The sequence below is a fragment of the Hyphomicrobiaceae bacterium genome, assembly GCA_041397645.1.
GTDB lineage: Bacteria > Pseudomonadota > Alphaproteobacteria > Rhizobiales > Hyphomicrobiaceae > Hyphomicrobium_B.
In genome coordinates this window covers 562539-589392 of record JAWKWE010000004.1, presented here as the reverse complement: position 1 = coordinate 589392, position 26854 = coordinate 562539, and the positions used below count along the sequence as shown (strand labels likewise).

The following is a 26854-nucleotide window of genomic DNA, read 5'->3' as shown; positions in this document are numbered from 1 at the left end:
AACCGGGCGCGCACGGCCTCTTTAGCGAGTTGTTTAACGTGGCTGCAAGCCGGCCGGCCAAAGGACCACGAAGGAGATGACCTTGGGGATTACCGGCACGTTCGGTCTGCGTCAAGCGTTGCGCGTATCGAACCCGCCATGGCCTTTGGTCCAATCGATTGCGCCTAAAAAAATGAAGGTTTTTGCTGGTAAAACGCTGCCTTCGTCTATGATGTCATTGTCCTGACCGATGGTCTGCGACCGGTCGTTGCGCAAAAGTGCATGGCGGTTTGCAGATTTCGGACTCTTGGCGTGGCCGCCAGCATCGGCTAGAGCGGCCTTCCACGCTTCTCGATCTCGGCGCATACCGGGAGCGGGGGCATGCATAAGGGCGAGCTAAGTGAAATCGAGCGCAAAGAAGCAGCAGATCTCGAAGTCAGAAGCTGGCAGTGAAGCTTTGACAGGGGCGGGCATTCTGCCGAGCCAGGCAATCCGCGGCTTGATCGAGACCGGCGGCTTGAAGCTTGCCGAGCCGATGCTGGAAAATCAGCTCCAGCCGGCCAGCATCGATTTGCGGTTGGGCCATGTCGCCTATCGGGTACGAGCCTCGTTCCTCTCGGGGCCGGGGACGACCGTGCAGTCCAAGCTCGATCATCTGCAACTGCACTCGATCTCGCTGAGCCAAGGGGCGGTGCTGGAGACCGGCTGCGTTTACATCGTGCCTTTGCTTGAGAGCCTCGCATTGCCTCCCGACATGGCGGCAGCCGCCAATCCCAAGAGCTCCACTGGACGGCTTGACGTGTTCACGCGCGTGATCGCCGATGGTGTCGGCGCGTTCGATCAGGTGCCGGCCGGTTACTCCGGACCGCTTTACGCGGAGATATGTCCGCAGACATTTCCTATCGTTGTGCGAAAAGGATCGCGCCTGTCGCAGATCCGCTTCCGCGTCGGCCCGGCGAGCGATACGGACGCTCAATTGGCAGAACTGCACGCGCGCGAAAAGCTGGTCTTTACCGAGGACGCCAGTGAGGTTGCGGATATCGCAGGCGGTATCGCGCTGTCGGTAGATCTGAAGGGCGATGGGGACGGACTAGTGGGATTTCGCGCACGGCGTCATACTGGCGTGGTGGACGTCGATAAGCCGGCAAGCTGCCCTGTTGTCGATTATTGGGATCCGATCCACGTGACGGGCGGACGCCAGCAGCTCATTCTTGACCCAGATCAATTCTATATTCTCGCTTCCAAGGAAGCGGTGCATGTGCCGCCGTCACACGCAGCTGAGATGGTACCGTTCAATCCATTGGTTGGTGAGTTTAGGGTGCATTACGCGGGCTTTATGGATCCCGGTTTTGGACATGCACCGGCGGGCGGGCACGGATCGCGCGTCGTGCTGGAAGTGCGCTCGCACAAGGTGCCGTTTATTCTGGAGCATGGGCAGGTCATCGGCCGTCTGATCTACGAACGGATGACCGAGGTGCCCGACATCATCTATGGAAGGGATCTGGGTTCCAACTATCAGGGACAGGGCCTTAAACTGTCCAAACACTTTAAGTAGATGGGGGCGGAAGTGGACCGCCGCACGATGGTTGACGTTTATGAACGAAGGTGCGGCGCAAGCTGGGAATAGTCTAAGATTAATTGCGCATGAGGTAGCTGGCTTGTTCTACGAGCACGTTCTTCAAGCCTGGAATTTTCAAAGCCAGTCAGACAGACAGCCATTTGGGGAGTGCCTATTCATGTCGAAGCGCGAAAATCCAAAGCGTTTCATCGTTGCCGTTGCCTTCAGTCTTGCAGCATCCACGGTGGCGCTTCCCGCGTTTGCCGACGATGACGCGGCCACGATCGAGGCCGGCGGGCGGACCTTTGTGCGCTATTGCGCGCTCTGCCATGGGCTAAGCGCCACCGGCGACGGGCCGCTGACGGAGTCGCTGCAGACACCCCCGCCTGACCTTACAAAACTGGCAGCCCGTAATGACGGCACTTTCCCCGAGGCGCGGGTCAAGGAGATCATCGAAAAGGGAGGCCCCAAGGGCCATGGCATGATGGCGATGCTGGCCTGGGGTAAGGTCTTCAATGAGGAGGTCGGAAGCGATTCCCACAAGGTGATCGACGAACTTGCTGCCTACCTGAAGAGCATGCAAAAGCCCTAAAACTCAGCCCCCGCGGTGCAAAAATCGTGTTTTACGGCCACAAAACGCGGCTTTTTGACCAGGGAGTTTAAAAAGCCCCCAGAAAACGCGAGTTTTCTTGCACGATCTATGTATTCTCCGCTTCATCGAATGATTCGTACCTCAAGAGGGAATAACCCACATGGCAAAGGCACCTGCCGCACCCAAGAAAGTTGAAACGATTACGCTCAAGCACATCGCGGCCACGCTTGCCGAGCAGCACGAGATGCCCAAGAAGCAGGCTGTTGCGATGCTGGAAGACATGGTCGCGCAGATCGCGAAGAGCCTCAAAAAGGGCGCTCGTATCCGCGTTGCCGGCCTCGGCGTTCTTCAGGTCCGCAAGCGTCCTGCTCGCATGGGCCGTAACCCGGCAACCGGCGAAGCTATCAAGATCAAGGCGTCCAAGAAGATCGCGTTCCGCGCCGCCAAGGAACTCAAAGAGTCGATCTAATCAATCGCTCTTGTGTCAGATTACGAAAGGGCCGCTCGAATGGAGCGGCCCTTTTTTGTTGCGCATGTATGTTCGATGTCAGTGCGGATGTGCGTTGGTCAGCGCAATCACTCGCTGGTGAAAAAGTTTGAGATAAAGCGGTCGTAAATCTCGGTGAGGTGCTCAAGATCCTTCAGGCTCGTGTGTTCATCGACTTGATGGATCGTCGCGTTCACGAGACCGAACTCGACAACCGGGCAGTGGTCTTTGATGAAGCGTGCATCGGAAGTTCCTCCGCCGGTGGTCAAGGCAGGTGTGCGCCCGGTAACGGATTTCACCGCTCCCTTCAAAGTGTCGACGAGCACGCCGGGTTTGGTAAGGAACACGTCCCCCGTTCCTGCAAACGAGATGTCGAACTCGGCGCCGACTTCTTTGGCAGCTGTCGCGGCTGTCTCCCGGATCCAGGCTTCCATCTTTTGCCGCGTCCATGCGTCGTTATAGCGGACATTCAGTTTGGCAGTGGCGAATGCAGGGATCACGTTGGTTGCCGTATTGGGCACACAGATCACTGTAACTTGTAAGTTCGACGGCTGGAAATTGCTGGTGCCTTTGTCGAGTTCTTGCGAAGCCAGCCTGTCGATGATGCGCGCGAGCTTGGGCACGGGATTATCGGCAAGCTGTGGGTAGGCGGCGTGCCCCTGCTTGCCCTTTACGACGATCTCCGCGTTGAGCGAACCGCGTCGACCGATTTTGATTTCGTCGCCGAGCGCCTTCGGGTTTGAAGGCTCACCAACCAGGCACCCATCAATGGCCTCGTCGCGGTCTTTAAGCCACTGCAGAATTTTCGCAGTGCCGTTGATGGACGGTCCTTCTTCGTCGCCCGTGATCAGGAACGAGAGCGATCCGCGCGGCAATGATCCGCCGTGGCGATGTAGATAGCGCATAGCTGCTGCGGTAAAAGCGGCAACGCATCCCTTCATATCCACGGCGCCGCGTCCGTAGAGAATACCGTCGCGGACTTCGCCGGCGAAAGGCGGCAACGTCCACGCATCCTCGTCGCCTGCGGGCACAACGTCGGTATGCCCGGCAAATGACAGATGCGGACGGCCCTGGCCGAGCCGCGCATAGAGATTATCGACATCGGGTGTTCCAGGTTCGCTGAACACAAGGCGATGGCACTGGAAGCCGGCAGGTTCCAACACGTTCTGGAGCAGCGTGAGCGCACCGCCCTCGTGGGGTGTTACGCTCTCACATCGGATAAGGGCTTGGGTGAGTTGCACCACGTCGGTAGGATCGAATGTCATTTGTCAGACGCTTTCCGGACGGGAGATATGTGACTGAGGCAGCGGCGCGGATGAAGGGATCATGACGCTTGCAGACGGCAGCGGTACGTCGAGACCTTCGCGATCCTGGACCAGTGTGATCTTCTGCCAGATCTTGTTGGACAGGCTGTTTGTAAGCTGGCCGATGTCGTTGGCAGCATCGACCACGATGGAATCCTGCGTGTTTTGAGCATAGAGCGCGGCGACCTTGCCGGTGAGCGACAGCAACTCAGAGCAATAGTCGAGATAGCGCCCTAGTTCGAATGACGACATCAGACGTTGCTCATTGTCGGGCCCGCCGGTCGCGACCGTTGCGGGATGGTCCGAACTTGGATCCTTCGGCAATTGGTGCATATCGATAACGTGGACTATGGAGCGCAATTCATGCAGCTGGCGCATTACGCTGTGACGCTTCCAGCGCGCCTCCAGTGAAGACAGGTAGATCATGCCACCGCCCATCAGCAGCAGGATATTGAAGGCGGAATCGATGCCTTGAAGAATCCCAGAAAGGTTTTCGCTCTCGCGCTTGAGTTCCACGATGGTGTTGATTTTTGAGAGCATGAATATGCCCAGGGCGAGCACCGCAAAAATTGCAAGACGCAACACCAGGTTCGGTTTGGCCGTCTCGTTTACGCGTGCCTCGGTCTCGCGTGCGACGTCAATAAGCTCGGAGCATACGCGGCTCAGGCCGGATTTGGGAAAACGAGTTTCCACGCGCCCGTGTAACGTCACGAGCGTCTTGATTATTTGATTGGGGTCTAGCCGACGGTAGAGGTACATGCGCCATCAATGCGCCAGCAGACTGTTGCGGTCAATGGCGCGGAAAGCGTCAGCCGGAGCGTGCGTCTCGCCGCCCGAAGCCGCTCTCTCTGGACATTCGCGCCGCCACTTTCGCCTTGCGGTCGATAACGCCGCTGGGAGGGGGCATATTGATCAGAGCAAGCCTTGCCGTTGTAGGCTGCATCTGGCTGATTTCGTCGTTGAGCCGCTGTTCGACGTTCTCGATTTTTGGGGCAGCCCCGAAACGGTTATTGTCTGTGTGGCCTTGCTTGAACCACATCTCAAAGAGGATCCACAGTCCCCAGAGCGAAAACACGGTGGCGGCAAGCGACAGCATGAGCGCGAGAACCGGGCTGTCCTGGTACAGGGCCGCATAAGCACCGGCAATCAGAGGAAGACTTAGCAAAGAGATGATCTGCCACCATCCTGATTTGCCAACATCGTGTAGGCGCTTGGTATTGAGCATCGCCATCGCGAATGCAGCAACACCTGCGGAGAATGCCAATACAGGAGGAGGAACGGGAAAACTTCCGTATCCAACCCACGCGACGACCTGGACGACGGTCGGTGGGATCGACGCAACCCAGAAGGTCTTGCGGCCGATCCGCCCATGAAATCCGAAGAACAATTCAATCCAAGACATATCGCGGAAGCCCACAGTGTCGCGTGATGGCGACAAGGTCGCACGGGCGCACCTAAGATTTTGTTGCGTGGGCTGAGTAAAACCGAACTACATACCAATTAGGCTGTGGCGCGGCGTCTTCCAAAGCTCTGAGCCGGTCCCGAGCGACGGTCAATGCCGCTGCGGCGCTCTGGCGAGCCGGCCGGGCGCGTGTCGGGAGCGCCGACGCGGCGGTCGACCAAATGCCTCTCGCTTTGCGCCTGATGCTCACGCGCAGCCCGATCGATGGCTTCGATGGCTGCCGCAAAGCTGGCGGGCATCTCTTCTGGATCCTCGGCGTTGAACTGAGGAGGTTCAGCGGTATCAAAAAGTCTCTTGAACAATTTCACGGTTGGACAATCCGTTTCAGCGTCAGAATTCTGAAAATGTTACCGAACGACCGTAAACGCAACTTTACCGTGGCACTTTTTGATCCTAATTACTTAGTCCCTTAACAATTCGTTGATTGATGTCTTGCTGCGGGTCTTTTCGTCCACGCGCTTCACGATGACGGCGCAATAGAGATTGGGGCCCGGCTCACCGTTGGGCAACGGCTTACCTGGCATGGTGCCGGAAACCACCACCGAATAGGGCGGCACCTTGCCGAAGAATTTCTCGCCCGTTGCGCGGTCGATGATCGTTGTCGATGCGCCCAGATAGACGCCCATGGACAACACCGACCCCTCGCCAACCTGCACACCTTCGGCCACCTCGGCGCGCGCGCCGATGAAGCAATTGTCCTCAATGATGACCGGGCCTGCCTGGAGAGGTTCCAGTACGCCACCGATCCCCGCGCCGCCGGAGATGTGGCAGTTCTTGCCGATCTGCGCGCATGAGCCGACCGTGGCCCAGGTATCAACCATGGTACCGCTGTCCACGTGAGCACCGAGATTGACGAATGAAGGCATCAGCACCACGCCCGGTGCGATATAGGCAGATTTGCGGACGTACGCGCCAGGCAGTACGCGAAATCCGCTCTTGCGGAAGTGCTCGTCGTTCCAGCCTTTGAACTTCGGCGCCACCTTGTCCCAATAGAAGCTTCCTGCCGGGCCGCCGCTGATCGTCTCCATGTCGTTCAGTCGAAACGACAACAGCACGGCCTTCTTCAGCCACTGATGGATGTGCCAGGTTCCGTCCTGCTTTTCGGCCACGCGAACCTTGCCTGCATCGAGCAGGCCCAAGGCATAGTCGACGGACTCCCGCACTGCACCCTTGGTTCCCAAGCCGATGGTGTCGCGCGCCTCCCAGGCTTCTTCGATGGTCTTCTGCAAGGCTGTGTGCGCCATGGCCGCGCGGCTCCATTCTCTGGGTAAATCGAAGCCGCCTTGTGGCGTGCAAACCGCGCGGGTGTCAACCGGGCACGTGAGATGAGCGCGCTCAGAACCGCACGGCCATGCCCGCAAAAAGGAAATCGAAGGGTGCGATCTTGGTGTTAACCGAACCACCTACGCCGCCTGTTGCGCTGGTCGAGATGTCCATCTGCGTGCGGTTCAACGAGGCATAGACTTCGACGCCGTCGGCCAGCTCCTGGACCACCGAAGCTCCCCAGATCGAAGTTTCAGCGCCCGACACCAATGGATTTGCGCCGAGCGGCGTCGCATCGATGCGATTGCCGTTGTAGAGCACGCCTGCACCCATGTTGCGCCGCCAGTATTGCGCAAACAGCGTTGTCTTTCCGAAAGGAAGCCAGTTCCTCTCGATGCCGCCGACCAGATAATAAAAATTCAGCGTCTTATCGATACCGGGGACATAGTCGTAGAGGGATTCAAGTTTCTTGTCGTCGCCTAGTCCCGCAGCGGCGTTGACGAACAATCCGGTTGCGGTGTCCATCACGGAAAGCGCGCCGCCGATTTCCCAGCAGTCGATCTTGGTGGTGCCTGCAGGCCGTGCGCAGCCTCGTTCGTTTGGAATGCCGTCACCTGTCCACTTTGCAAATCCCGCTCCGGCAGAAAGTTTGAAGCGGCTGAACTGGCCCGCGTAGCGCAGGGCAACGTCCCAGACATCGTCCTCGCCCCAGGCGGCCGAGAGCGTGAAGCCAGCCAGCGTTGGTGTGTCGTAGCGCACCACGTTCCAGCGATGACCTTCGCCCCAGATGTCGGTGCGGCCCCTGAGCAGGATGTCGCCGAAGCGAAGACCGGTGAGCACCTTGTCCGCGTCGCGGCGCATGTACCACCCGTGCGAAACGTATCCCAGCATCAGTGGCAAGCCGGGTGTCATGACGGTGGACGTGTTGGCGAGCGAGATCTCAGTGATGCCATCGGTTGCCTGCGATTGCAGACCCATGGAGAGCTGTCCTAGCTCAGTATTCTTCACCGACCAATAGGAGTAGCGCATTTCAAGCGCGCCCCGATAGCCATCGTAGGCATACTGGTCCATGGGCGATATCGGGTCCGTGTGCGGGCCAATCTCCATGACATAGCCCACGCTCCAATCGGAATTGATCTTGCCTTCGCCTGCAAAGCGAAGGCGCGGGCGCTTCATTTCGTCGGACACGACGAAGGCTCCGGTCTGGGCGCCGTCGTTCCAGACCATCAGCGGCCACGTCACCATGCCGGATATCGTAAGGGAAACTTTCCGGTTCCCCTTGCGCGCGGTGGCGGCCTCAAGCTCGGCGATGCGCTGTTCCAAGTCGGCGCAGCAGGAACCGCCCAGATCGGCGGCGGCCGCTGGCATCGGTATGGCGAACGTGCAGGCGAGTAGAGCCAACGCGACAACCCGCGCTACACGGGAAATACCCCACGCAATCATGCCGTGAGTAACCCCGATGATTCGACTAGGTACGTACTTAGCTAATCTTGCCTACGAGGCAGCCCCTGCGGGGCCAAGCCGTTTCTGTCATCGAGGACGCGAGGCGGACAAGATTGGGATTATGCGTTGTTGGGGTGCATCATACGATCGTTGAAATGAGATGGAGTGCCGAGAAATGGCCAATGGTTCGTGTGCTCGGTTCGAATGGCCAACAGAACGCTTACGGATTTCTGCGAATCTCGATATGAGAGAGCCCGACGGGCGTGTCAGTGATTCCCGCTCCTAACAGGACATCCATCCATGGCGAAGAAACCTGAAACGACCAGCAAAAATGTCTCCTCGGCTGCGGCCAAGGTGCTGAAGAGCAAGACTGCGAGCAAGGCGGAGAAAGCGGTTGCCGCTTCCGCGCTGACGCAGACCAATAGCCCGAAGGAGACCACGGGCAAAGTAGTTGCCTCCAAGGCCGCCAAGATCCTCAAGGATCCCAAGGCCTCCAAAGAGGCGAAGTCGGTCGCGGCCTCTGCGCTGACGCAAAAAGTCAAAAAGAAAGCAGTTAAGAAGAAAAAGGCCTAAACGGTCCTCCGTCTAATTAGACTTGAGCTCATCGGGGCCCTCACTTGAGTGCTGCCTCGATGAGCTTTTTCGCGTCTGGCGAGTCCCATTCCGCAGGTCCGGCAAGCCGTCCAATCTCCTGGCCTTCCTTATTTATCAGGATGGTGGTCGGCATCCCGACGATTTTCAGCACAGTCCCCTGCTTTCCGCTCGCATCGGTGTAGAGTTTGAGGTGTGTGGCCTTGGTTTCGTCGAGGAACTTCTTGCTGGCCGCCGCGCCCTTGCGGTCCAGGCTCAGAGCGACGACCTCGAAGTCATCGCCGCCCAGCGTCGACTGAAGCCGGTCGAGTGCAGGCATTTCCTCGCGACAAGGCGCGCACCACGTTGCCCACAGATTGAGAAGGATCGTCTTTCCCTTGAAATCGGCGAGCGTGAGCGTCTTGCCGTCAGCGTCGTTGAACGTGATCTCGGGCAGTGCTTCGGGCGTCTTCTTGCGCACGAAAGCCGCCATTTTATCGCCTGGCGCATCCTTGGCGTCTGCGTTGCCGGTTTCACCCCCTTCGCCGACCTTGTTAGCGGCTTTTTCCTGAATTGCCGCGTTGTCAGGCCGCCCCAACGTAACGTATACCGCGCCAAAGCCGATGAGCGCGAAGAGCGCCAGTATTCCCAAGCTCTTGCCAATCGAACCTGAGCCGTTGGGGGCCGAACCGTTTGCTTCGCTCTTATCGTTCATTGCACCGTGCACCTTCCTAGCCGCTAGCGTTTCGCGCCAATGGAGAGATTTTCGTGACCGACAAATCCGCCAACAAGATGTGGGGTGGCCGCTTCTCCATGTCGCCCGCCGAGATCATGGAGGAGATAAATGCCTCCGTCGGCTTCGACAAGGTTTTGGCGCCTCAAGATATCCGCGGTTCCAAGGCGCACGCGGCCATGCTGGCCGAGGCAGGCATCATTACCAAGACCGATGCGCGAGAGATTTCCAAGGGACTGGACCAGGTTCTGTCGGAAATCGAAAGCGGCAAGTTTGCGTTCTCGCGGGCGCTTGAAGATGTCCATATGAACGTGGAGAGCCGGCTGCGGGACCTGATCGGGCCGGCATCGGGGCGGCTGCACACCGCGCGCTCGCGTAACGATCAAGTCGCGACCGATTTCAGGCTCTGGGTCCGCGATCAGATCGACGGACTCGATTCCGCGCTCGCTGGGCTGCAGCTTGAGCTTGCACGTAAGGCGGAAGCTCACGCCAACGTCGTCATGCCTGGATTCACGCATCTGCAACCCGCCCAGCCGGTGACATTCGGGCATCATCTGCTGGCTTATGTCGAGATGATCGCGCGCGACAGGGGACGGCTCGCCGACGCGCGCAAGCGCTTGAACGAGAGTCCGCTCGGGTCTGCCGCGCTCGCTGGCACGTCTTTTCCCATCGACCGGCACATGACGGCTCAGTCACTCGGCTTCGACCGGCCGATGGCCAACTCGCTCGATGGTGTCTCCGACCGCGATTTCGCCCTTGAGACGCTGGCGGCGGCGACGATCTGCGCCATCCATATGTCGCGGCTATCGGAGGAGATCATCATATGGATGACGCCTCAGTTCGGCTTCGTGAAGCTGTCGGACAAGTTCTCCACCGGCTCCTCCATCATGCCGCAAAAGCGCAATCCGGACGCAGCCGAGCTGTCGCGCGCCAAGGTTGGACGCATCGCGGGCGCTTTCCAGAGCCTAGCCATGGTCATGAAGGGCCTGCCGCTGGCCTATTCCAAGGACATGCAGGAGGATAAGGAGGTCACCTTCGACGCTCTCGCCAGCCTCAAACTGGTGATTGCCGCAATGTCCGGCATGGTGGGCGATCTGAAGCCCATGCCCGAAGAGATGCGGGCCGCGGCTGGTCGCGGTTACTCGACGGCGACCGATCTCGCCGATTGGCTGGTGCGGGAGCTTAAGATGCCCTTCCGTGACGCGCATCACGTCACCGGCTCGATTGTGAAGCTGGCGGAAACGAAGGGGTGCGACCTCGACGCCCTTTCACTCGAAGAGATGCAAAGGGTCGAGCCGCGTATCACGAAAGCCGTGTTTTCGGTGCTTTCCGTTGAAAATTCTGTCAAAAGCCGGACCAGCTATGGGGGAACCGCGCCACAGAACGTCACAAAAATGGCGCGGGCCTGGCTCAAGAAGTTGGAAAAGGACCGGGGGAAGGTCTAAGACTGAGCTGACTAGGGGGAAATTCCGCGAACCATGAGCTCGTCGCCGGTCATGCTGGCACCAGCCGGAATTCCCCAATCGCGAGTTGGGATTGGCAGACTTTGAAGTGCGTTGACGCAAAGCCTTTTGGTCTTGTCCTGGCGCTGGCCCTGGCGGCTGGCATAGCCGGGTGCGGCGTGCGCGGTCCGCTGGATCCCCCGCCATCAGCATCTGCGGAAGGCGTCGCCAAATCCGCCGAGGCAGGCGCTTCGGGCGAAAACTCAGCGGCACCGCCCAAGCCGCATGAAGACTTTATCCTCGATCCGCTGCTGCGCTAGCTCCCGGCTTCGTCCAAATCAGCCTGCCGTTTTGGCATCTTCAGCGTCGTGCGCGTGTGCAACGGCTTTGAGAAACATCGAGCTGACGCGCTCTTTTTCAAGAATAACCTTGCTGTCGTGGACCTCTCTGACCGCCGACATCGGAACGGTGAAGGGTCCGAAATTCTCAACGTACACCACGACTTCGTCGTTGCTGACGTCGGTCACCGCACCGATGCCTTCGGTGCCTTCGCGAAAAAATGCCATGTAGCCTTGTTCGATCGATTGCATCGCTCACCTCCGAAATACATGAAGAGCTTTGCCAAGCCTGTGTGCCTGCCAGAAGGTGAAACGCAGCAGGGAACAAAAGGCTGCGTCGGGTGTTTTTTGTCCCATACGGGCGCTCAACGCTCGTAAGGCGCTGTAACAGGTGCTGGACCGTCCGGGAGCTACACAGCTCCCCGGCGGTTTTTTGTTTGCGCGCAACGAACGCTAACCCGTTTGCAATCCTGCCCTTTCGCAGGACTGACGAACTGGTGTATGGGCTCGGAACCGAACAAGCAGGTTCCTCCATGCACCACTTCCACTACAAGAACGGCATTTTGCACGCCGAGGACGTCAACCTCGCGGACATCGCGCAAGCCGTCGGCACGCCGTTCTATTGCTATTCGACCGCCACTCTGGAACGGCATTACGAGGTGCTGGCGAAATCGTTTGCCGGACAGAACGCGCTCATCTGCTTTGCTGTCAAAGCCAATTCGAACCAGGCGGTGCTTGCGACCATGGCGCGGCTGGGCGCTGGAATGGACGTTGTCTCCGAAGGCGAATTGCGCCGTGCGCGGGCCGCTGGCGTTCCTGCGTCCAAGATTATTTTTGCGGGCGTCGGCAAGACGCGCGGTGAGATGGCCTATGCGCTGGAGGAGCAAATCCTTGGGTTCAACGTCGAAAGCGAGCCTGAGTTGCTGGCGTTGAGCGAAGTGGCGCATGCCATGCGTAAGACCGCGCGCATCGCCATTCGCGTCAATCCCGATGTCGATGCCAAGACGCACGCAAAGATCTCGACCGGCAAGTCGGAAAACAAATTCGGCGTCCCCTATACCGATGCCCGCGCGCTTTATGCGCAGGCCGCTAAACTGCCCGGCATCAAGGTCGCGGGCATTCACATGCACATCGGCAGCCAGATCACGGATCTGCAGCCGTTTCGCGATGCGTTCCGGCTTCTGCGCGAACTGGCGCTAAACCTCAAAGCCGATGGTCATGCCCTTGAGCATCTCGACATCGGTGGGGGACTAGGTGTGCCCTATCGCGGTGTCAACGATGTTCCCCCGCATCCAGATGAATACGCAGCCGTCGTGCGGGAGGCGCTTGGCGACCTCGGGCTTAAGATCGTATTGGAGCCGGGCCGCATGATTGTCGGCAACGCCGGCGTCCTGATCGTGCGCGTCATCTATGTCAAGGAAGGCGCGGACAAGACATTCACGATCGTGGATGGCGCGATGAACGATCTCATTCGCCCCACGCTGTACGAGGCCCACCATGATATCTGGCCGGTTGTGGAGCAGGCTGGTGATATGGCTCCGGTGCAGCAGGACATTGTGGGACCGGTCTGCGAGACAGGGGATTATCTCGCTGTGGATCGCCCGTTGCCGCCGTTTGTGGCCGGCGACCTGATGGCGGTTATGACGGCGGGGGCGTATGGCGCGGTCATGTCGTCCACCTACAACACGCGGCCGCTCATCCCGGAAGTTTTGGTAAAGGGTGACGCCTATGCCGTCGTGCGCCCGCGCCCATCCTACGAAGACCTGATCGGGGCCGACGTACTCGCACCTTGGCTAAGTCGGGGTTGAGCCGCCCGCAGTCGCAAATCCGACAGCGTTGGTTGCCCCAAAACGCCCTGAAATCGGGCTTCCGGCTAGTGCTTCTGTCGGGGGCTATTGTTGCGGTTTGTTAAGGTGCGGGCTTGGGTGCCCATGATAAATTCGACAACATGGCGAACCCTGATCCAAATCTTCCCGAGCCTCCGCTTTCGCGCGTCTTTGCACGCAAAGTGCGCCTGTCGTCGTGGGCTTTGTTCTTTGAGCGTCTTTGGCCGCGACTGTGGCTGCTGGTCGCGATCGGAGCATTGTTGCTCGTTTTGTCGCTTTCGGGTGTGTTCGCCACGATGTCGGCGCAGACCCACGCGCTTGTGATCGGACTATTTGCGGCCGCAGCCCTAGTGGCAGCCGTCTACGCCGGACGTGTTCCCTGGCCCTCGCGCGAAGAAGCCATCCGCCGGATCGAGCGGCGCTCTGGGGTGCCTCATCGGCCAGCGACCTCCTACGAGGACACGCTGACCGCCTATTCGGACAACCCCGCGACCCAGAGCTTGTGGCACGCGCATCGTGAGCGTTTGGCCCGCGCCATGGCTCGCCTCAAAGTTGGCAGACCCAGCCCGCGGGCCGACCGTTTCGATCCGTTGGCACTGCGCATGCTGCCCCTCCTCCTTCTCGTTCCGGCCATTGGGCTCGTTTCGGGAAGTATCTATGATCGGCTGAGTTCTGCCTTCCGCTTCGGACAGAATACAGCCCGCACCGACACGCGCGTCGATGCTTGGATCACGCCGCCCGCATATACCGGCAAGCCACCGATCATGCTGGCTGATGGCAGCAACCAGGCGAGTGGGCAGGTTGCCGCAGCCGACAAGGCAAAGCTGTTTGAGGTTCCCATCAAGAGCGTGCTGACGCTGCGCGGCTCGGGCTTTGGAACCTCGCGTATCTCGCTTGAGGTCAACGAAGCGGGTGCGGACAAGCCCGTTACGACAACGGCCGATTTGCCCAAGCAAAAAACCGACATCGCCGAAGTGCGCTACGAGTTGAAGGCCTCCTCGCGCGTGCGTGCCCTCGCAGGTGGTGAAGAGCTGGGAGTTTGGACGTTCGACGTCATTCCCGATCAGATACCCAAGATCACGCTCGACAAGGATTGGCGCCGCACTGCCAAGGGCTCCTTGCGACTCGCCTACAAGGGCGAGGACGATTACGGCGTCGCGCGCGCCGTTGCCAAGGTGAAGCAGGCGAAAGACAACAACAGCACCGATCCTAATAAGGCATGGGCCCGACCCGAGCCTTTGAAGGGGCCGCGCCTGCCCTTGGAACGTCCACCGGAAATCGTTTTGAAAGTGCCGCCGGGGGCCACCAAGTTCGATACTGCGAGCTTGCATGATCTGGGCTCTCACCCATGGGCCGGGCAGACGGTCGAGCTTTGGCTCGAAGCCACCGATGTCGCTGGTCAAGTCGGGCGTAGCGAAGCGATCGAGTTGACGCTGCCCTCGCGGACCTTCCGCAAACCGCTGGCGCGCGCGGTGATCGAGCAGCGACGCAAACTTGCTGAAGATTCGCGCAATCGGCCGTCGGTGGTGCGGGCACTCGATGCGCTTACGATCGAGCCCGAAGGCTTTATCGACGACATCTCGGTCTATCTCAGTATGCGCTCGGTCTACCATCGCATTGAGCGGGAGAATTCCCGTGCGGCCATCTCTACGGCCGTCGATCAGCTTTGGGACATCGCCTTGAAGATCGAGGATGGTTCGCTCTCCGATGCCGAGCAGGCCCTCAAGGATGCCCGTGATCGGCTCGCCAAAGCGCTTCAGGAAGGTGCCAGCGAAGAAGAGCTTAAGGCCCTCATGCAGGAACTGAAGGAAGCGATGAATCGCTACCTTGAGGAAATGCAGAAGAACGCCGAGCAGGATGGCGATCAGAACAAGCAGGAAAACGACCGTCAGATCTCCAAGGAAGACATGGAGAAGATGATGCGCGACCTAGAGGAGAGCGCAAAGAACGGATCGCGCGAGGAAGCCGAAAAACTGCTCTCCGAAATGCAGGAGATGATGGAGAACATGCGCGCCGGGCAGTCTGCTCAATCCAAGGAGCAGCAGGAGCGCGACCGAGAGATGATGAAGAAGCTCGACGGCCTCAGCGATCTGACCGGCAAGCAGCAGAAGCTCATGGACGACACTTTCAGCGAAGGCCGCGAACAGCAGGGCCAGCAGAAGAGTGGCGGACAGCAGAACGGCCAGCCGCAGGGCAATCAGCAGGGCCAGTCGGGCCAGCAGCAGATGGGTGAGGGCGGCAATAATCCTGGCCGTCAGCAGCGTCAAAAGGGCGGCAAGGCTGGCGAGGACGCTATGGCGGGTGATCCCCAGAAGTCAGACGGTCACGGTAGCTTGATGGATCGCCAGTCGGAGCTTCGCAAAAAGCTCGAACAGCTCCAGAAGGAGCTGGACGAGATGGGCGCGGGCGGTTCGGACCGCCTGAAGGATGCCGAAGAAGCGATGAAGAGCGCCGAGCAGTCGCTCGAAGAAGGCAGCATGGACGAGGCTGCTCAGAGCCAAGCGGAAGCTCTGGAAGGTATGCGCGAGAGCGCGCAGAAGATGGCCGAACAGCTGGCGAAGAATGCGCGTCAGCGCACCGGGCGCGGTGAGGATACACGCCGCGATCCGCTGGACCGGCCGCAGCGCGCGGAAGGCCCCGACTTGGGCAACTCGGTCAAGGTGCCCAACGCCATCGACGCTCAACGGGCGCGTGAAATTCTGGATGAGCTGCGCAAGCGTTCGGGTCAGGCTCTGCGCCCGCCGGTCGAACTCGACTATATCGATCGGTTGCTGAAACGCTTCTGATTTGCTGCGGCGAGTAGGCCGGTTGAGGTGCGGCTGATCTCTATTCATCAGTTGACGGGCGCTCAGATGTTACCACGTGCGCTGCCGTTTCCGGGGTGTTCGTCGTCATCCTCCGGCCCAAAATCAGCTCTTCAATCGCTTTGACCAATGCAACGATCGCGTAAAGCATGATCGCCTCCAGATGTTTGTGTTCTGAAGACGATGCTCACGATGCAGCTTTGGCGACAAACGCCATTACTTTACGTTTCATGTAAGTTTTTGTTACATATCGGCGATGACCCGGAAACTTCCACCACTGAACGCATTGCGTGCCTTTGAAGCCGCGGCCAGGCATGAAAGCCTTACGCGTGCTGCCGACGAACTCAATGTTACGCACGCAGCGATCAGCCGTCACATTCGCTCATTGGAATCGTCGCTGCGGGTCGCGCTTTTCGAACGGACCGGCCGCGGTGTTATACTGACCGAGGCCGGTCGCACGCTGGCCGGCGAGCTGACCGTCGCCTTCGATCGCATCGCAACTGCGACCGGACAGTACACTTCGCAAACCCGCCGCCGCCAACGGCTGGCCATCACCTGCGATGTCCCTTTCGCCGCGTATTGGCTCGTTCCGCGCTTGGGGCGCTTCACGTCCGCCCATCCCGGAATCGATCTCATTCTCGATCCCAATGTCCGGCCCATAGATTTTTCCAAAGGCGAGGCCGATATCGGCATTCGCTTTGGAATAGGACCGTGGCCGGGTGTAACGTCCGAGAAACTGTTCGACGCCGATGTGACTGTGGTGTGCAGTCCCAAACTCTTGGCCCGCGGCAATATCAAGTCGCCAGCCGATCTTTCGTCGGAAGCTTTGATCCAGGAACTCGATCGGACATATTGGCGGCGCTGGCTTGAAGCGGCGGGCGTCGCCGGGCAGGTGAAACCCGCGGGTCCAACATTGTTGGCCGATCTGACGGTATCGGCGGCGGAAGCGGGGCATGGCTTTGCACTCACCGATCGGCTGATCGTGGTCGATGCGCTGATGTCGAAGCGGCTGGTGGTTCCCTTCCCCTTGCGCGTTTCCTGCAAGGCGTATCACCTTGTTCACGGGGCTTCGCGGCCGTTGTCCAAGGCCGCTCATACCTTCCGGCGCTGGTTGCTCGATGAACTTGCGGTGTCGCTGGCTCAGCTTGAAAGCTTGGAGGCTAAGACGAACGCGCGTGCAGACACGGAGCCTCGGCCATTACGATCATCGCGGGGGGCGGCGGGATTGAGTGCGAAGCGCGGAAGCAAGCGGCCCCGCGCTTGATAAATTGCATGAGCGAGGCTTCCAATAAATCCGCGCCGGTGTGAGCCGGATCTCAAGCCCTTCAAGCGCCGGTCGGACGGCCGAGTGCTTCGATCATGCGATAAACAGCGATGATTTGCGGGGCCTTCCGCGTTAGATAGGCCGATCCCGTGTAGCCCCACCAGTCCCAGCACCCTTGAGGATTGAACGGCGTCGTCTGTGTCTGAGGATAAAGAACGATAAGCCTGTTGGTATCCGCCCATCGCGCAAAGCCGGTTTCCTTCACGAACGCATCGCCGACTTTTTCGCGGTTCTGCGCGCATCCGTGATAGGCGATGTGAATTCTGCATCCCGGTTGCGTGCGGCAGGTTTCTGGAATGTAGACGACGCCGGTGTCGGCCATGCCATCGGGATTCAGGTCCTTCGTGTAGGGACGCTGATCGAATTCGATCCATTTGCCTTGAGGCGTTTTCGAAGGCGCTTCGAGCTTGCCGTAGATATGAGAAAGAAGCGCGCCCGCCTGGTCATAGTCGCAGTCAACGACATAAGGCTCTCCGGTCCGATCGCACGCCGCACCTTCATCTTCCGTGACAAACGCATGGCCCGCGGGCAGCGTGTCGACAAGTTTGATGTTGGCCTGTGGCACGCCGAGATCGGCGTAGAATTCTGCCGCCGCTTTCACGATAGCGGGAACGACCGTGTGGTCCTGGGAGCCTGTGAACAGATAGACGCGATCGGTGACAACATCGGCGATCGGATCGATCTCGCCGTGCTCGGCGCGCGCCTTGGCCTTCTGCGCCAGAATCTTCGGATCGGCCACGCCCCACAACGACAGATTATCCAACATGCAGCCATTGACGGCTTTCGAGAGGTTCAAAAATTCCGTGCCGGGAGCGGGCAGCGTGTCGGCGAAGATACTCTGCGAGCAACCATAAGGACCGCCTGCGATGATCGCCGCGCCGGTGACCAGTTTGGCGTGCGCCATCTCAAACTGACCGGCCATATATGCGCCGGATGAGATGCCCGATACCGACGTGTCGTCCATCTTTGCGCCGAGCGCGGGCAGACCGCCACCCGACGTCGAGGGCCCGCACGCCGACAGAATCGTGCCGACCACGGCTCCGATCAAAATCGAGATGGCAACGCCACGGTATCTGGGAAGAAAACCCATCATGCGTCAAAGTCCGCAAAGCCCCGTTTCGAGGGCGGACCTTACTCCGTGGTCGCGGCGAAAGCCACGGTCCAAGATGTCCTGAACAGGGTCATTTGACGCGGATTGACGCGCGATCCACATGTCCTTGCGAATCCATCACGGTAAGCTTCGCGAAGCCTGGCCCTCCTGGCTGCCACATCACCTCGCGGGCGTGCGGATCAGACTTGATCGGAGCACCGTCGATCAACCACGTAAGTGGCAGAGATCCGCCTTCGGCTTTCAGAACAAGACCTGTGTCTTCAACATCCATAGTCTCGATTTCGGAGCGGTCGGGCGGAAACGAGATGACCAGAGGTTGCGAGAGATAAGGCCCTGATGCTGGCTCCTCGCCCGGTTCCTTCCAGCGCTTCAACGGCGGCGGTAAATCCGCACCTGCGACTTGAAGAGCGCCGGGTGGCGGAGAGGGGAGCGGAACGCGCTTTTGTGACAAGCGTGCGAAGGCATCGAAGAGAATGGGTGCGGCTGCGGTGCGCCCCATCAGGCCTGGAACGCTCGTGCCGTCTGGCCGACCTACCCAGACAGCGATCACATGCGCGCCGTCGTATCCCACAGCCCATGCATCGCGATAGCCGTAAGAGGTTCCGGTCTTGTAGGCAAAGCGGCCACCCTTTGCGTCGGGTGGTGGCGGTGCGTCCTTGAGAATGTCGCTGACGTACCATGCGGCGAGCGGCGACATCAGGCGGTGAGCATTGACGAGAGGTTTCACCTTTGTCTGCGCCAGGATGCGAATGCGTTCACCCCAGCGATGGGTCAGCGTGATGCTCTCTCCACGGCGCGGTAGCGCGCAATAAAGCTGCGCGAGATCGTGCAGGGTGAGTCCGGTGCCGCCTAGCGCCATCGCCAACGTCGGCTCCGAGTTGTCTGGAAAGCGCGCGTCCACGCCGGCGCGGCGGAAGCGGCCCACCAGTTTTCCCGGCCCCACACGAGCAAGCATCCTCACCGCTGGGATATTGAGCGAGCGAGAGAGAGCTTCGCGGATCGTCACCGTGCCATGAAAGTCTTCATCGAAGTTCTTAGGCGCATAGTTGCCGAACCGAACCGGGCGGTCTTCGATCAATGTTTCGGGATGTGCGAAGCCAGATTCAAAGCCAAGACCGTAAATGAAGGGCTTGAGCGTGGAGCCGGGAGAGCGCACCGCATATGTCATGTCGATTGCGCCCTTGCGATCGGCTTCGAGATATCCCGGGGACCCCACGTGGGCGAGAACCTCACCCGTGCTGTGATCCACCACCAGGATCGCCGCCGATAGATTGTCGCCAAGCAGGGCCGCGTGTGTGGCCGCGAGTTTTTCGAGCGTGACTTGGAGATTGCGGTCCAATGTGAGTTTGTGAATGCTCTTGCCCGGGACGTCGGCAACTTCGCTTTCGGAAAGATGCGCCGCAATTTTCGGGAATTCTCGACGGATCGCAGGAATGGCCTCTTCGCGGGCTCGCGCGGCTTCCGCGGCAGTGATGACGCCATTGGCGAGCGCTACGTTCAACACGCGGTTGCGTGCCACGCGCGCGGCTTTCGCATGTCGGTCGGGCCGACGCGATTCCGGTGATTGGGGTAGTGCGACGAGAAGGGCAGCCTGCGCAATCGACAGCCGGCGCGGCTCTTTGCCGAAGTAGGCGAGAGAGGCAGCCCGGACGCCTTCGATGTTGCCACCGAAGGGCGCAAGACGAAGGTAGAGCTGCAGGATCTCGTCTTTGGAGAGTGCCTTTTCCAGCTGCCAGGCGCGCGCCATCTGGCGCAGCTTACCGGGCCCGGTCCTCTCATGCTTGCCATCGACGAGGCGCGCAACCTGCATCGTCAATGTGGAAGCGCCGGAGACGAGCCGGCCATGCCGGATCATCTGGGCGACGGCGCGTGCAACAGATCGCGCATCGACGCCGCCGTGTTCGTAGAAGCGGCGATCCTCAAATGCGAACAGCATTTTCAAATAGCGTGGATCGACGTCCTTGGTCTCGACCGGCAGCCGCCAGCGGCCGTCCGCAGTCGTAAACGGCCGCAACAGCCGGTCCTCGCGATCCACCACAACGACAGACGCTTGATTGGCATCTCCTAGGGAGAGCGGACCGATCTGCTGTTCTGCCTTCCGGTACAGCGCATAGGCGCCTGCTCCGCCTGCGAGCGTGGCGGTCAGGCCGAGGACCGCCAAACCTACAGCGATCCGTCTCCAGGATTTCGGGGGCCAGTTTCCGCTTGCACCGCGCCCTTCATCGGGGCGCGGTGCGGTTGGTGTGCGATTGCCCAGCAGGTGCAGCACGGGGTTGTTACTCCTTCGTGCCAACGCTGAGCGTACCTGCCTCGGTGCGCGCATAACGCTCGGGGCGATACATGTCTTCCACAGTTGCAGCCGGGTGAACGAAAGTGCCCGGCGTTACCGCCCGCACGATGTAGGCGAGCGTAGCGGTAGCAGCGGGGGGTGCGTTCTGCTCCGTCGTGCTCTGCTCGTCGCCTTCATCGTTGGACTGCGAGCTGCTCACGTTGGAGAAGTTGAAGGCGGCCACGAAGCGATCATCGCGAAACTCCGTATGCTCGGGCGTGGTGGCCGACTTGATGAAGTCCAGGCCTTTGATCGAGCCGCTCTCGACGAGGCGCGGATTTTCGATCTCGAAGCCCGCCGGTAGGCGGTCGACCACCATGACGCGGCCGCCCGTCTCCTGCGCCGAGACAGTGAGGACCATCACGAACCGGTCGTTCTGCTTCACGTCCGTCTTGCCGCCGGTCAGGCTCGCCATATCGACCGGCTTGCCGTCGAGCGTGTAGGCTTTGCGCTCAATCTGGAAGCCCTTTGAGACGGCAGGCTCCGGCGTCAACGCGGCACCGATTACCGATACGACCGCATCGACTGATGTGTCGCCGTTGTTGAAGATCTCGATCGGGTGATCCTTCAACTGGTCGGCTGTGAGGCTGCGCACGATGGGGCCGGAAACCGGCGCACCATCGATGGACAGCTTCGCACCCTTCACTTCATCGTTGAGCGCCTTCGCGGCGAGCAGCATCCAAGCCTGTTCCTGGGTGGACGTGTAGCTGCGCGTCTCGTAGGCCTTGGCGACGACACTGGCGAGTTTTGGCGTTTCCGATTTGGCGACACCGGTCTCGGCCGCAAGAGTGACGAGAGCCGCGCCGTCGCGCAGGATCGAGCCATAGTCGCTGCGATAGCCTGTGTCGGGCGTCGTCTCGCCTGTCATCTGCGTCAGAGCGCTGGCGAACACGCGCTCGGCGCGTTCCTTGTCACCCATCATCGACAACGCGGCACCAACTTGCGCTTTGGCGAGCGGTGTGGAGAAGCGCTCGATGCGTTCGTCCGCGTAGTAGCGCAGCTCGCCGATGGGCGCTCTGCCATTGCGCGCGAGAACGTACAGCGCATAGGCACGATCCTCACCGCCCGATTGGAAATCCTCCGCGTAGGCCAGGAAGTTCTGCAATCGGTCGAGGCCGTTGTTGAAGCCTAGCGCCTTCACCGTGTAGCCAGCCTCCTTGGCGCGCGTCAGGAAGTCCATGACGTAGCCGGTGAGCCAGAGATCGCCAGAGTATGGACCCCACACGCCGAAGGCACCGGAGCTGTCCTGCATCTCGAACACGCGATCGACCGCGCCTTGCACCCGTTCGCGCAGGGCTTTGTCTTCGGCCATGCCCATCTGCGTGGCAACCGCGTTGGCATAGACCAGCGGCAAGGCTCGCGACACCGTCTGCTCGGCGCATCCGTAGGGATAGCGGTCGAGCTGCGTCAACAGCGTTGGCACATCAAGCCGAGCGGCGGGGCCGACCGAGATGTTGACCCGCGTGCGCGACGGAATGAGGTCGCGGACCAGATCGGAGCTGACGGTAAGCTTGCCGGTCGATTTCTTGAGCAGCGAGATGGTCGTGCGCTTGATGTCACCGGCCGGTGGCAGGACCTCAAACGTCATCTCGCGTTTCAGTGCGATGTCTCCTGGGCCTGTCACCGTTGCCTTCAAGGTGACGGGTCCTACATCCTTGGGGCTGAAGGCCATCTTCTGGAAGGTCTTAGCGCCGGTCTTGAGGGTCACGTCACGCTCAGACAGAACCGAGAGCCGTTCCGCCGTGTCGTCACCCTGCTTTTGAGCAAGCGCAATTTTGTACGTGCCGTCCGCGCCCTCAATGTTATGCACGTCGAAGCCGAGCTGTACCTCGTCTCCAAGTGTCAGGAAGCGCGGTGCTGCAACCGTGAGCGCAACAGCGTCGCGCACGATCAGATCGCCCGCGGCATGACCGACCTTATCGGCCGTCCAGGCAACGCTCATCACGCGCACCGTTCCGTTGAAGTCTGGCAGCTCGAATTCGACGTTTGCTGTGCCGTCGTCGCGCACCTTCACGATGCCCGAGTAGAGCGACAGCACCGTCTCGACAGTCGGATTGCCCTGCATGGCAGGACCCGAGGCGTCACCACCTGAGCGAAGTTTTCCGCGTTGCGCGCGCATTCCATCTATCAGACGGCCGTAGAAGTCGCGGATCTCGTAGCCGAGCTTCGACTGTGCGTTAAACCACTTCTCCGGTGCCGGACTCTCAAAGCGCGTCAGGTTGAGAACGCCAAGATCGACCGCGGCAACCGTGATGCGCGCGTCTTCCCCCGGCTTAAGGCCTTCGACCTTGACGGGGACCGTGAGTTTGCTTGCCGACTTGATCTTCTCCGGCAGCGTCATGCCGATCTTGAGTTCGTTGTCGGATTGATCGAGAGACAACCACTTCACGCCAATGGCGCGGCTCGGCATCCGTTTGGAGCCTTCGTCCATGGGACGGTAGAGCACGGCCGTTACGTATGCGCCCGGGCCCCAGCCTTCTCCAACGGGGATATCGACTTCGCCACCGCCCTTGGCGATCTCGGCTTCTTTGATCAGGTGAACATCGCTGCCGAGTACCGAGATCAGCGCCCTGCCGCCAAGTTTAGAGGCGATGCGCAGCTTGGCCGTTTCGCCCGCGTGGTAAGTGTTTTTGTCGAGCGCAACTTCGAGCTGTTCGGGACTATCGACCTCGTCGCCGGAGGTGTACCAGCCTGACGTGAACAGGAAGCTCGAAGCTGGTCCATTGGGATCGGCGGATGCAACATCGAGGCGATAGCGGCCCCAAGGCAGCGTCTGCGAGATATTTGCAGGCTTATCAGCGGTCGTGTCGAGAGTGCCGTTGGCGATCTTGCGCTTTAGGGTCACGGCCTCGTAGGTCCAGCTGCCGTCGCGGCGATACCACTGCCAGTTGGTGTCCAGCCGCGTCAGCGTCCAAGACAGTCCTTGCGTGGCGGCTGGCTTGCCATCCTTGCCTTCTACGATGACGTCGAAGGCAGCCGTCTCATCTTCACGCACCATCGTTCCGTTGAACGACGGCTTGATGCCGATGCGTTCGGATTTCAGATCAACGGGCACGGTTAGCGTGCGCTCGATGGTGCGTCCGCCCTGCTCGCGCAGCTTGACGATGAGTTGCGCTTCGAGCGGCCTGTCGGTCTTGGGAATGGCCGGCAGTGTCACGGGGATCGCCGCTTTGCCGCTTGCATCGGTGATGAGATTGGTGGGTAGCGCGCTGCGTACCGCATTCACGAAATCGTCGGCCTGACCGAACGAATAGCCAGGAAAGCCAGCCACGTCCTTGCCCGACGGCTTGACGATGATCTCACCTTCAAGACCGAGTTCCGCGGCAGGCGGTCCATAAAGATACTTGCCGGAGACGTTGAGCGTGCCTTGTTCGTCGGGCGACAAAGTTGGCGTTGCCGCGGTTAGCGTCATGTCGAGGCGTTCCGGAACGAAGTCCTCTACGAGGAAGGCGCGCTCGGCAATGGCTGTTTGCTGGGGATCGGTGTGCAGCCACAGACGCCAAGTTCCGGTCATCGCGGTCTTGGCGAGCTGGAAAACGTGCGAGCGTCCGCCCAGGCCTTGGTCGTTCAAAACAACGCGGGCGTGCTCAACACCATCCGGCCGTTGAATGATCAGAGTGGTGGGAACCGGAGACGACTTCCCCTTGGTTGTGCGCACCAGCGCGGAAATTGCGACCTCTTCGCCGCCGCGATAGACGCCGCGCTCGGTGTAGATATAGGCATCGACCGGGCCTGGGGTGTCACGGCCCTTCACGCCGCGATCAGATAGATCGAAAGCGTTGGCGGTCAGGTCGAGGAACGCGTATTGACCCTCACCTTTTTCCGCGACAAGTACGGCAGGTGCAACGCCGCCTTCGCCCTTTGCGACCGCCGCATCGAACTTCGCATAGCCCTTGTCGTCGGTCGTGGCGGTTGCCAGCACTTCATTGTTGCGCGCAACCAGTTTCACCGTGCTACCCGCAATCGGTGTAGCATCCGCGATGGATCGCACGAACGCATGTACCCCATCGGGGCCCGAGAAGGCTGTGAGCCCCAGATCGGAGACAATGAACCACTGTGTCGCCCGGTTATCGTCGTTCTTGGATTTCTCCGACGGCTTGGCAATCATCACATAGGCGCCGGGTTCCAGCTTGCCGGTCGCGTCGGTGACAGGAATGGCGGTGGTGACCTCATCGTTTAGCTTGGAGGCGATGTCCATGTCGCCGGCGTAGACCTTGGTCCCGGTTCGCTCTCGAACATTATCGACTTCCCAGCTAGAAAGCTGACGCTGGAAATCGCCAGACTGCAAAAGCGTCGCGAGGCTGCGATCGCCAATGCGATAGACTTCGACATCAATCTTGCTGGTGTTGGTGGTGACGACCGGAATGCCTTGCTGTCCGCGGCTCGGCAGCACGTAGGCCTTGCCGGTAAAGCGCACGAATGGGGAGCGGTCTGGAATATAGACGGCGAGATCGGCGGTTTTGGTCAGATCCTCACCTACGGCGGAGGGCAACCCTGCGCGCAGTTGGACCTGATAGCGCTCTCCGTGTTTCAGGCCCTCGATGCAAAGCTGCTTGCCTTCCTGCACGAGGTTTTGCGGATCCTTGCCGTTAATAGATACAAATTTGCTGACGTCGCCCTGGGTGTGAGAGAGGTCTTCGGAAAACTGCATGCAAAGACGTGGCGGCGTCGTCTCGTTGTCCGCCTTGTAGTCGACCATGCGGAAGCCGTGTTCAGAGCGCAAGCGATCGTAGGCTTCGCGAACCTGCTGATCATCGGCAAGTTCCATGCTCATTTTCAAAGCGTCGATCGCCGGCCGCCAATAAGAGCGTTGTTCGAGCGCCTGACCAAGTACGAACAGCGCGTTCGCCTTCTGACTGTCGGTTGTCGCAAGCTGATAGCCGCGATAAGCAGCGCCAGAGGCATGAACCGGAAAATCGTAGCGTTCAGAGTTCTTCTCGGGGTCGGGCTTAATGGCGAGCAATGCTTGCGCCAAGCGTGTCCAGGCTTCGGAGTCCGTCATGTCGGCCGCAACAGCACTCGCCAGCAGGCGAGAGGCGGCGCGCGGATCACTGGATAAAACTTTGGCCGCATCGGCTTTCAGGCTGGCGGCCGGCTTTCCGTCGGATTTCCAATTGTCCTTGATAAAGGTTTCGTAGCGTTTGGCATCAGCAGCTATGCCTTGATGGGCGAAGACCGTTTCGGTTGAAAAGGCCGGTGTTGCGATCAAAGCCACCGACGCAACCAATCCGGCTGCGGTGAGCGCGGATAGAAAAGCGAGGCGCGAGAAATATTGCATGTTGCCACCCTGGAATATTGGACCCCGCGAACGGCCGCGGATGACCCGTGAACGTCTATTGACGAATATTGCGTGCGAGGCTTGCAATCATAAGCCCAATAAGGGCGAAAGCCCGAACGGCAGCAGCAATTTACCGGTTGCCGGTAGTTCCGCCTTGATGCTGGTTTTTACTCCCGTGGTCATAGGACGGGAGAGTATGGCTCATGCGAGAACAGCGGGGATTTCTCCCCGCTGTCGGCAAACGTTCATGTTTGATTAAGAATTGCTGCGCTGCCTCAGCGGCGCGTCAGAGTAACCGGAAGAGGTTCGGCGAAAGAGCCCGAGACCATCATCTGCGGCGCGAGCGACCGGACGCGGCGAACATCCTGGGCAATAGCCTGGAGGCGGCGGAATGAGACAGTCGCGTTAGCGGTAGCCTGGGCGTCGTCATGGTGGAACAGCTCGAAGGCATCGCGCTTTGCCGGATCGCGGCGCATACAATCGCCGAGCCACATGATGCTGGCGCCGAGCACCATCTGTTCGTGAGCGGACGCAAAACGAGGGTCCGAAAGCAGACGAACGTCAGCATTTGCCATGTCGAGAACGGATGCGCGGCCTGGTTCGTCGGTGAAGGTGTCGAGGTCCAAGAGGACGGCGGTGACGGTGACGTTGGCAGCGATAAGCTCGTCGGCCATGCTCGCTAGAGCACGCGCAGCAGGACTGTCGGGACCGCGAGCGAGAAGGCTGATGATCATGGGTTCGCTGGCGCCTTTTGCGCGGTGCACGACCACCGCCGTGGTAACAAACTCACGGATCTTGGCTTCCCTCTCTTCGCGGTTGGCAGACTGAAGACTGTGGGAAGTCGCAAAAGTCATGTGAATTTCCTCAAAAAGCCAGACGCCGAATATTCAGGTTCCGCGTGGCTGGTGGCATGTCGAACGCCACCCATTTAGCCGCAAGACTGTTAAGGGAGAGTTGCGGACTGCAACGAATGTGAACAGTCTTGAAGTTCAAGGCTCTAACCCTATTGGA

At 59.9% G+C, this 26854-nt stretch carries 22 protein-coding genes and 1 riboswitch; of the genes, 9 read left to right on the top strand and 13 right to left on the bottom strand.

What is annotated here, in order from left to right; genetic code table 11:
* Positions 1 to 79, bottom strand: a riboswitch (SAM riboswitch).
* A 32-nt stretch (positions 80 to 111) separates the two neighbouring features.
* The gene (locus tag R3D51_02735; GenBank protein ID MEZ5898388.1) at positions 112 to 345 is read right to left on the bottom strand and encodes a hypothetical protein; all 234 of its coding nucleotides are present in this window, start codon (positions 343 to 345) and stop codon (positions 112 to 114) included.
* Between the two features lie 91 nt (positions 346 to 436).
* On the opposite strand from R3D51_02735, the gene R3D51_02730 reads away from it, so the two are divergent.
* The 3 genes from R3D51_02730 to R3D51_02720 all read left to right on the top strand — a co-directional run bounded on the left by R3D51_02730 (position 437) and on the right by R3D51_02720 (position 2598).
* Entirely contained in the window at positions 437 to 1534 is a 1098-nt protein-coding gene (locus R3D51_02730) for a 2'-deoxycytidine 5'-triphosphate deaminase (protein ID MEZ5898387.1), read from the top strand.
* Positions 1535 to 1715: 181 nt separating this feature from the next.
* A complete protein-coding gene (locus R3D51_02725; GenBank protein MEZ5898386.1) occupies positions 1716 to 2129 on the top strand; it encodes a cytochrome c in 414 nt (137 codons plus the stop codon).
* Between the two features lie 160 nt (positions 2130 to 2289).
* A complete protein-coding gene (locus tag R3D51_02720; GenBank protein ID MEZ5898385.1) occupies positions 2290 to 2598 on the top strand; it encodes an HU family DNA-binding protein in 309 nt (102 codons plus the stop codon).
* Between the two features lie 107 nt (positions 2599 to 2705).
* On the opposite strand, the gene dapE is transcribed toward R3D51_02720, so the two are convergent.
* The 6 genes from dapE to R3D51_02690 all read right to left on the bottom strand — a co-directional run bounded on the left by dapE (position 2706) and on the right by R3D51_02690 (position 8088).
* Entirely contained in the window at positions 2706 to 3881 is a 1176-nt protein-coding gene (dapE, locus tag R3D51_02715) for a succinyl-diaminopimelate desuccinylase (protein MEZ5898384.1), read from the bottom strand.
* Positions 3882 to 3884: 3 nt separating this feature from the next.
* Positions 3885 to 4631: a hypothetical protein gene (locus R3D51_02710; protein MEZ5898383.1), complete on the bottom strand. Its 747-nt coding sequence runs from the start codon at positions 4629 to 4631 to the stop codon at positions 3885 to 3887.
* A gap of 97 nt (positions 4632 to 4728) precedes the next feature.
* A complete protein-coding gene (locus R3D51_02705) occupies positions 4729 to 5322 on the bottom strand; it encodes a DUF805 domain-containing protein (GenBank protein ID MEZ5898382.1) in 594 nt (197 codons plus the stop codon).
* Positions 5323 to 5420: 98 nt separating this feature from the next.
* Positions 5421 to 5690 carry a hypothetical protein gene (locus tag R3D51_02700; protein MEZ5898381.1) on the bottom strand — a complete coding sequence of 90 codons (270 nt, stop codon included), beginning with the start codon at positions 5688 to 5690 and terminating at the stop codon, positions 5421 to 5423.
* A 93-nt stretch (positions 5691 to 5783) separates the two neighbouring features.
* On the bottom strand, positions 5784 to 6626 hold the full coding sequence (dapD, locus tag R3D51_02695) for a 2,3,4,5-tetrahydropyridine-2,6-dicarboxylate N-succinyltransferase (protein ID MEZ5898380.1): 843 nt from the start codon (positions 6624 to 6626) through the stop codon (positions 5784 to 5786).
* Between the two features lie 91 nt (positions 6627 to 6717).
* On the bottom strand, positions 6718 to 8088 hold the full coding sequence (locus tag R3D51_02690; protein ID MEZ5898379.1) for a porin: 1371 nt from the start codon (positions 8086 to 8088) through the stop codon (positions 6718 to 6720).
* Between the two features lie 300 nt (positions 8089 to 8388).
* Here R3D51_02690 and R3D51_02685 point away from each other — a divergent pair, with 300 nt between their 5' ends.
* Positions 8389 to 8661, top strand: coding sequence for a hypothetical protein (locus R3D51_02685; protein ID MEZ5898378.1), 273 nt, complete (start codon positions 8389 to 8391; stop codon positions 8659 to 8661).
* Positions 8662 to 8701: 40 nt separating this feature from the next.
* Here R3D51_02685 and R3D51_02680 read toward each other — a convergent pair whose 3' ends face one another.
* Positions 8702 to 9373, bottom strand: coding sequence for a redoxin family protein (locus R3D51_02680; protein MEZ5898377.1), 672 nt, complete (start codon positions 9371 to 9373; stop codon positions 8702 to 8704).
* A 77-nt stretch (positions 9374 to 9450) separates the two neighbouring features.
* Between R3D51_02680 and argH the strand changes: the two genes are divergently transcribed.
* Together argH and R3D51_02670 are read left to right on the top strand one after the other, a co-directional pair.
* Positions 9451 to 10836, top strand: a complete 1386-nt coding sequence (argH, locus tag R3D51_02675) for an argininosuccinate lyase (protein MEZ5898376.1) — start codon at positions 9451 to 9453, stop codon at positions 10834 to 10836.
* Between the two features lie 101 nt (positions 10837 to 10937).
* Positions 10938 to 11153 carry a lipoprotein gene (locus tag R3D51_02670; GenBank protein ID MEZ5898375.1) on the top strand — a complete coding sequence of 72 codons (216 nt, stop codon included), beginning with the start codon at positions 10938 to 10940 and terminating at the stop codon, positions 11151 to 11153.
* A gap of 18 nt (positions 11154 to 11171) precedes the next feature.
* Here R3D51_02670 and R3D51_02665 read toward each other — a convergent pair whose 3' ends face one another.
* A complete protein-coding gene (locus tag R3D51_02665; GenBank protein ID MEZ5898374.1) occupies positions 11172 to 11423 on the bottom strand; it encodes a hypothetical protein in 252 nt (83 codons plus the stop codon).
* Positions 11424 to 11704: 281 nt separating this feature from the next.
* Between R3D51_02665 and lysA the strand changes: the two genes are divergently transcribed.
* The 3 genes from lysA to R3D51_02650 all read left to right on the top strand — a co-directional run bounded on the left by lysA (position 11705) and on the right by R3D51_02650 (position 17065).
* The gene (gene lysA / locus R3D51_02660; protein MEZ5898373.1) at positions 11705 to 12979 is read left to right on the top strand and encodes a diaminopimelate decarboxylase; all 1275 of its coding nucleotides are present in this window, start codon (positions 11705 to 11707) and stop codon (positions 12977 to 12979) included.
* 140 nt (positions 12980 to 13119) lie between these two features.
* Positions 13120 to 15783 carry a TIGR02302 family protein gene (locus R3D51_02655; protein ID MEZ5898372.1) on the top strand — a complete coding sequence of 888 codons (2664 nt, stop codon included), beginning with the start codon at positions 13120 to 13122 and terminating at the stop codon, positions 15781 to 15783.
* A gap of 274 nt (positions 15784 to 16057) precedes the next feature.
* On the top strand, positions 16058 to 17065 hold the full coding sequence (locus tag R3D51_02650; protein MEZ5898371.1) for a LysR substrate-binding domain-containing protein: 1008 nt from the start codon (positions 16058 to 16060) through the stop codon (positions 17063 to 17065).
* A 61-nt stretch (positions 17066 to 17126) separates the two neighbouring features.
* On the opposite strand, the gene R3D51_02645 is transcribed toward R3D51_02650, so the two are convergent.
* The 4 genes from R3D51_02645 to R3D51_02630 all read right to left on the bottom strand — a co-directional run bounded on the left by R3D51_02645 (position 17127) and on the right by R3D51_02630 (position 26697).
* Complete coding sequence (locus R3D51_02645) at positions 17127 to 18218, bottom strand: PHB depolymerase family esterase (GenBank protein ID MEZ5898370.1); 1092 nt, start codon at positions 18216 to 18218, stop codon at positions 17127 to 17129.
* Between the two features lie 88 nt (positions 18219 to 18306).
* A complete protein-coding gene (gene pbpC / locus R3D51_02640) occupies positions 18307 to 20505 on the bottom strand; it encodes a penicillin-binding protein 1C (protein ID MEZ5898369.1) in 2199 nt (732 codons plus the stop codon).
* 7 nt (positions 20506 to 20512) lie between these two features.
* The gene (locus tag R3D51_02635; GenBank protein MEZ5898368.1) at positions 20513 to 25843 is read right to left on the bottom strand and encodes an alpha-2-macroglobulin; all 5331 of its coding nucleotides are present in this window, start codon (positions 25841 to 25843) and stop codon (positions 20513 to 20515) included.
* A 275-nt stretch (positions 25844 to 26118) separates the two neighbouring features.
* Positions 26119 to 26697, bottom strand: a complete 579-nt coding sequence (locus R3D51_02630) for a hypothetical protein (GenBank protein ID MEZ5898367.1) — start codon at positions 26695 to 26697, stop codon at positions 26119 to 26121.
* Positions 26698 to 26854 lie beyond the last annotated feature (157 nt).

Excerpts from the sequence above, each read along its gene's own strand:
- R3D51_02735 (MEZ5898388.1), bottom strand. The coding sequence starts at position 345 with ATGCGCCGAGATCGAGAAGCGTGGAAGGCCGCTCTAGCCGATGCTGGC.
- R3D51_02725 (MEZ5898386.1), top strand. The coding sequence starts at position 1,716 with ATGTCGAAGCGCGAAAATCCAAAGCGTTTCATCGTTGCCGTTGCCTTC.
- R3D51_02720 (MEZ5898385.1), top strand. The coding sequence starts at position 2,290 with ATGGCAAAGGCACCTGCCGCACCCAAGAAAGTTGAAACGATTACGCTC.
- dapE (MEZ5898384.1), bottom strand. The coding sequence starts at position 3,881 with ATGACATTCGATCCTACCGACGTGGTGCAACTCACCCAAGCCCTTATC.
- R3D51_02705 (MEZ5898382.1), bottom strand. The coding sequence starts at position 5,322 with ATGTCTTGGATTGAATTGTTCTTCGGATTTCATGGGCGGATCGGCCGC.
- dapD (MEZ5898380.1), bottom strand. The coding sequence starts at position 6,626 with ATGGCGCACACAGCCTTGCAGAAGACCATCGAAGAAGCCTGGGAGGCG.
- R3D51_02690 (MEZ5898379.1), bottom strand. The coding sequence starts at position 8,088 with ATGATTGCGTGGGGTATTTCCCGTGTAGCGCGGGTTGTCGCGTTGGCT.
- R3D51_02685 (MEZ5898378.1), top strand. The coding sequence starts at position 8,389 with ATGGCGAAGAAACCTGAAACGACCAGCAAAAATGTCTCCTCGGCTGCG.
- R3D51_02680 (MEZ5898377.1), bottom strand. The coding sequence starts at position 9,373 with ATGAACGATAAGAGCGAAGCAAACGGTTCGGCCCCCAACGGCTCAGGT.
- argH (MEZ5898376.1), top strand. The coding sequence starts at position 9,451 with ATGTGGGGTGGCCGCTTCTCCATGTCGCCCGCCGAGATCATGGAGGAG.
- R3D51_02665 (MEZ5898374.1), bottom strand. The coding sequence starts at position 11,423 with ATGCAATCGATCGAACAAGGCTACATGGCATTTTTTCGCGAAGGCACC.
- lysA (MEZ5898373.1), top strand. The coding sequence starts at position 11,705 with ATGCACCACTTCCACTACAAGAACGGCATTTTGCACGCCGAGGACGTC.
- R3D51_02655 (MEZ5898372.1), top strand. The coding sequence starts at position 13,120 with ATGGCGAACCCTGATCCAAATCTTCCCGAGCCTCCGCTTTCGCGCGTC.
- R3D51_02650 (MEZ5898371.1), top strand. The coding sequence starts at position 16,058 with ATGACCCGGAAACTTCCACCACTGAACGCATTGCGTGCCTTTGAAGCC.
- R3D51_02645 (MEZ5898370.1), bottom strand. The coding sequence starts at position 18,218 with ATGATGGGTTTTCTTCCCAGATACCGTGGCGTTGCCATCTCGATTTTG.
- R3D51_02635 (MEZ5898368.1), bottom strand. The coding sequence starts at position 25,843 with ATGCAATATTTCTCGCGCCTCGCTTTTCTATCCGCGCTCACCGCAGCC.
- R3D51_02630 (MEZ5898367.1), bottom strand. The coding sequence starts at position 26,697 with ATGACTTTTGCGACTTCCCACAGTCTTCAGTCTGCCAACCGCGAAGAG.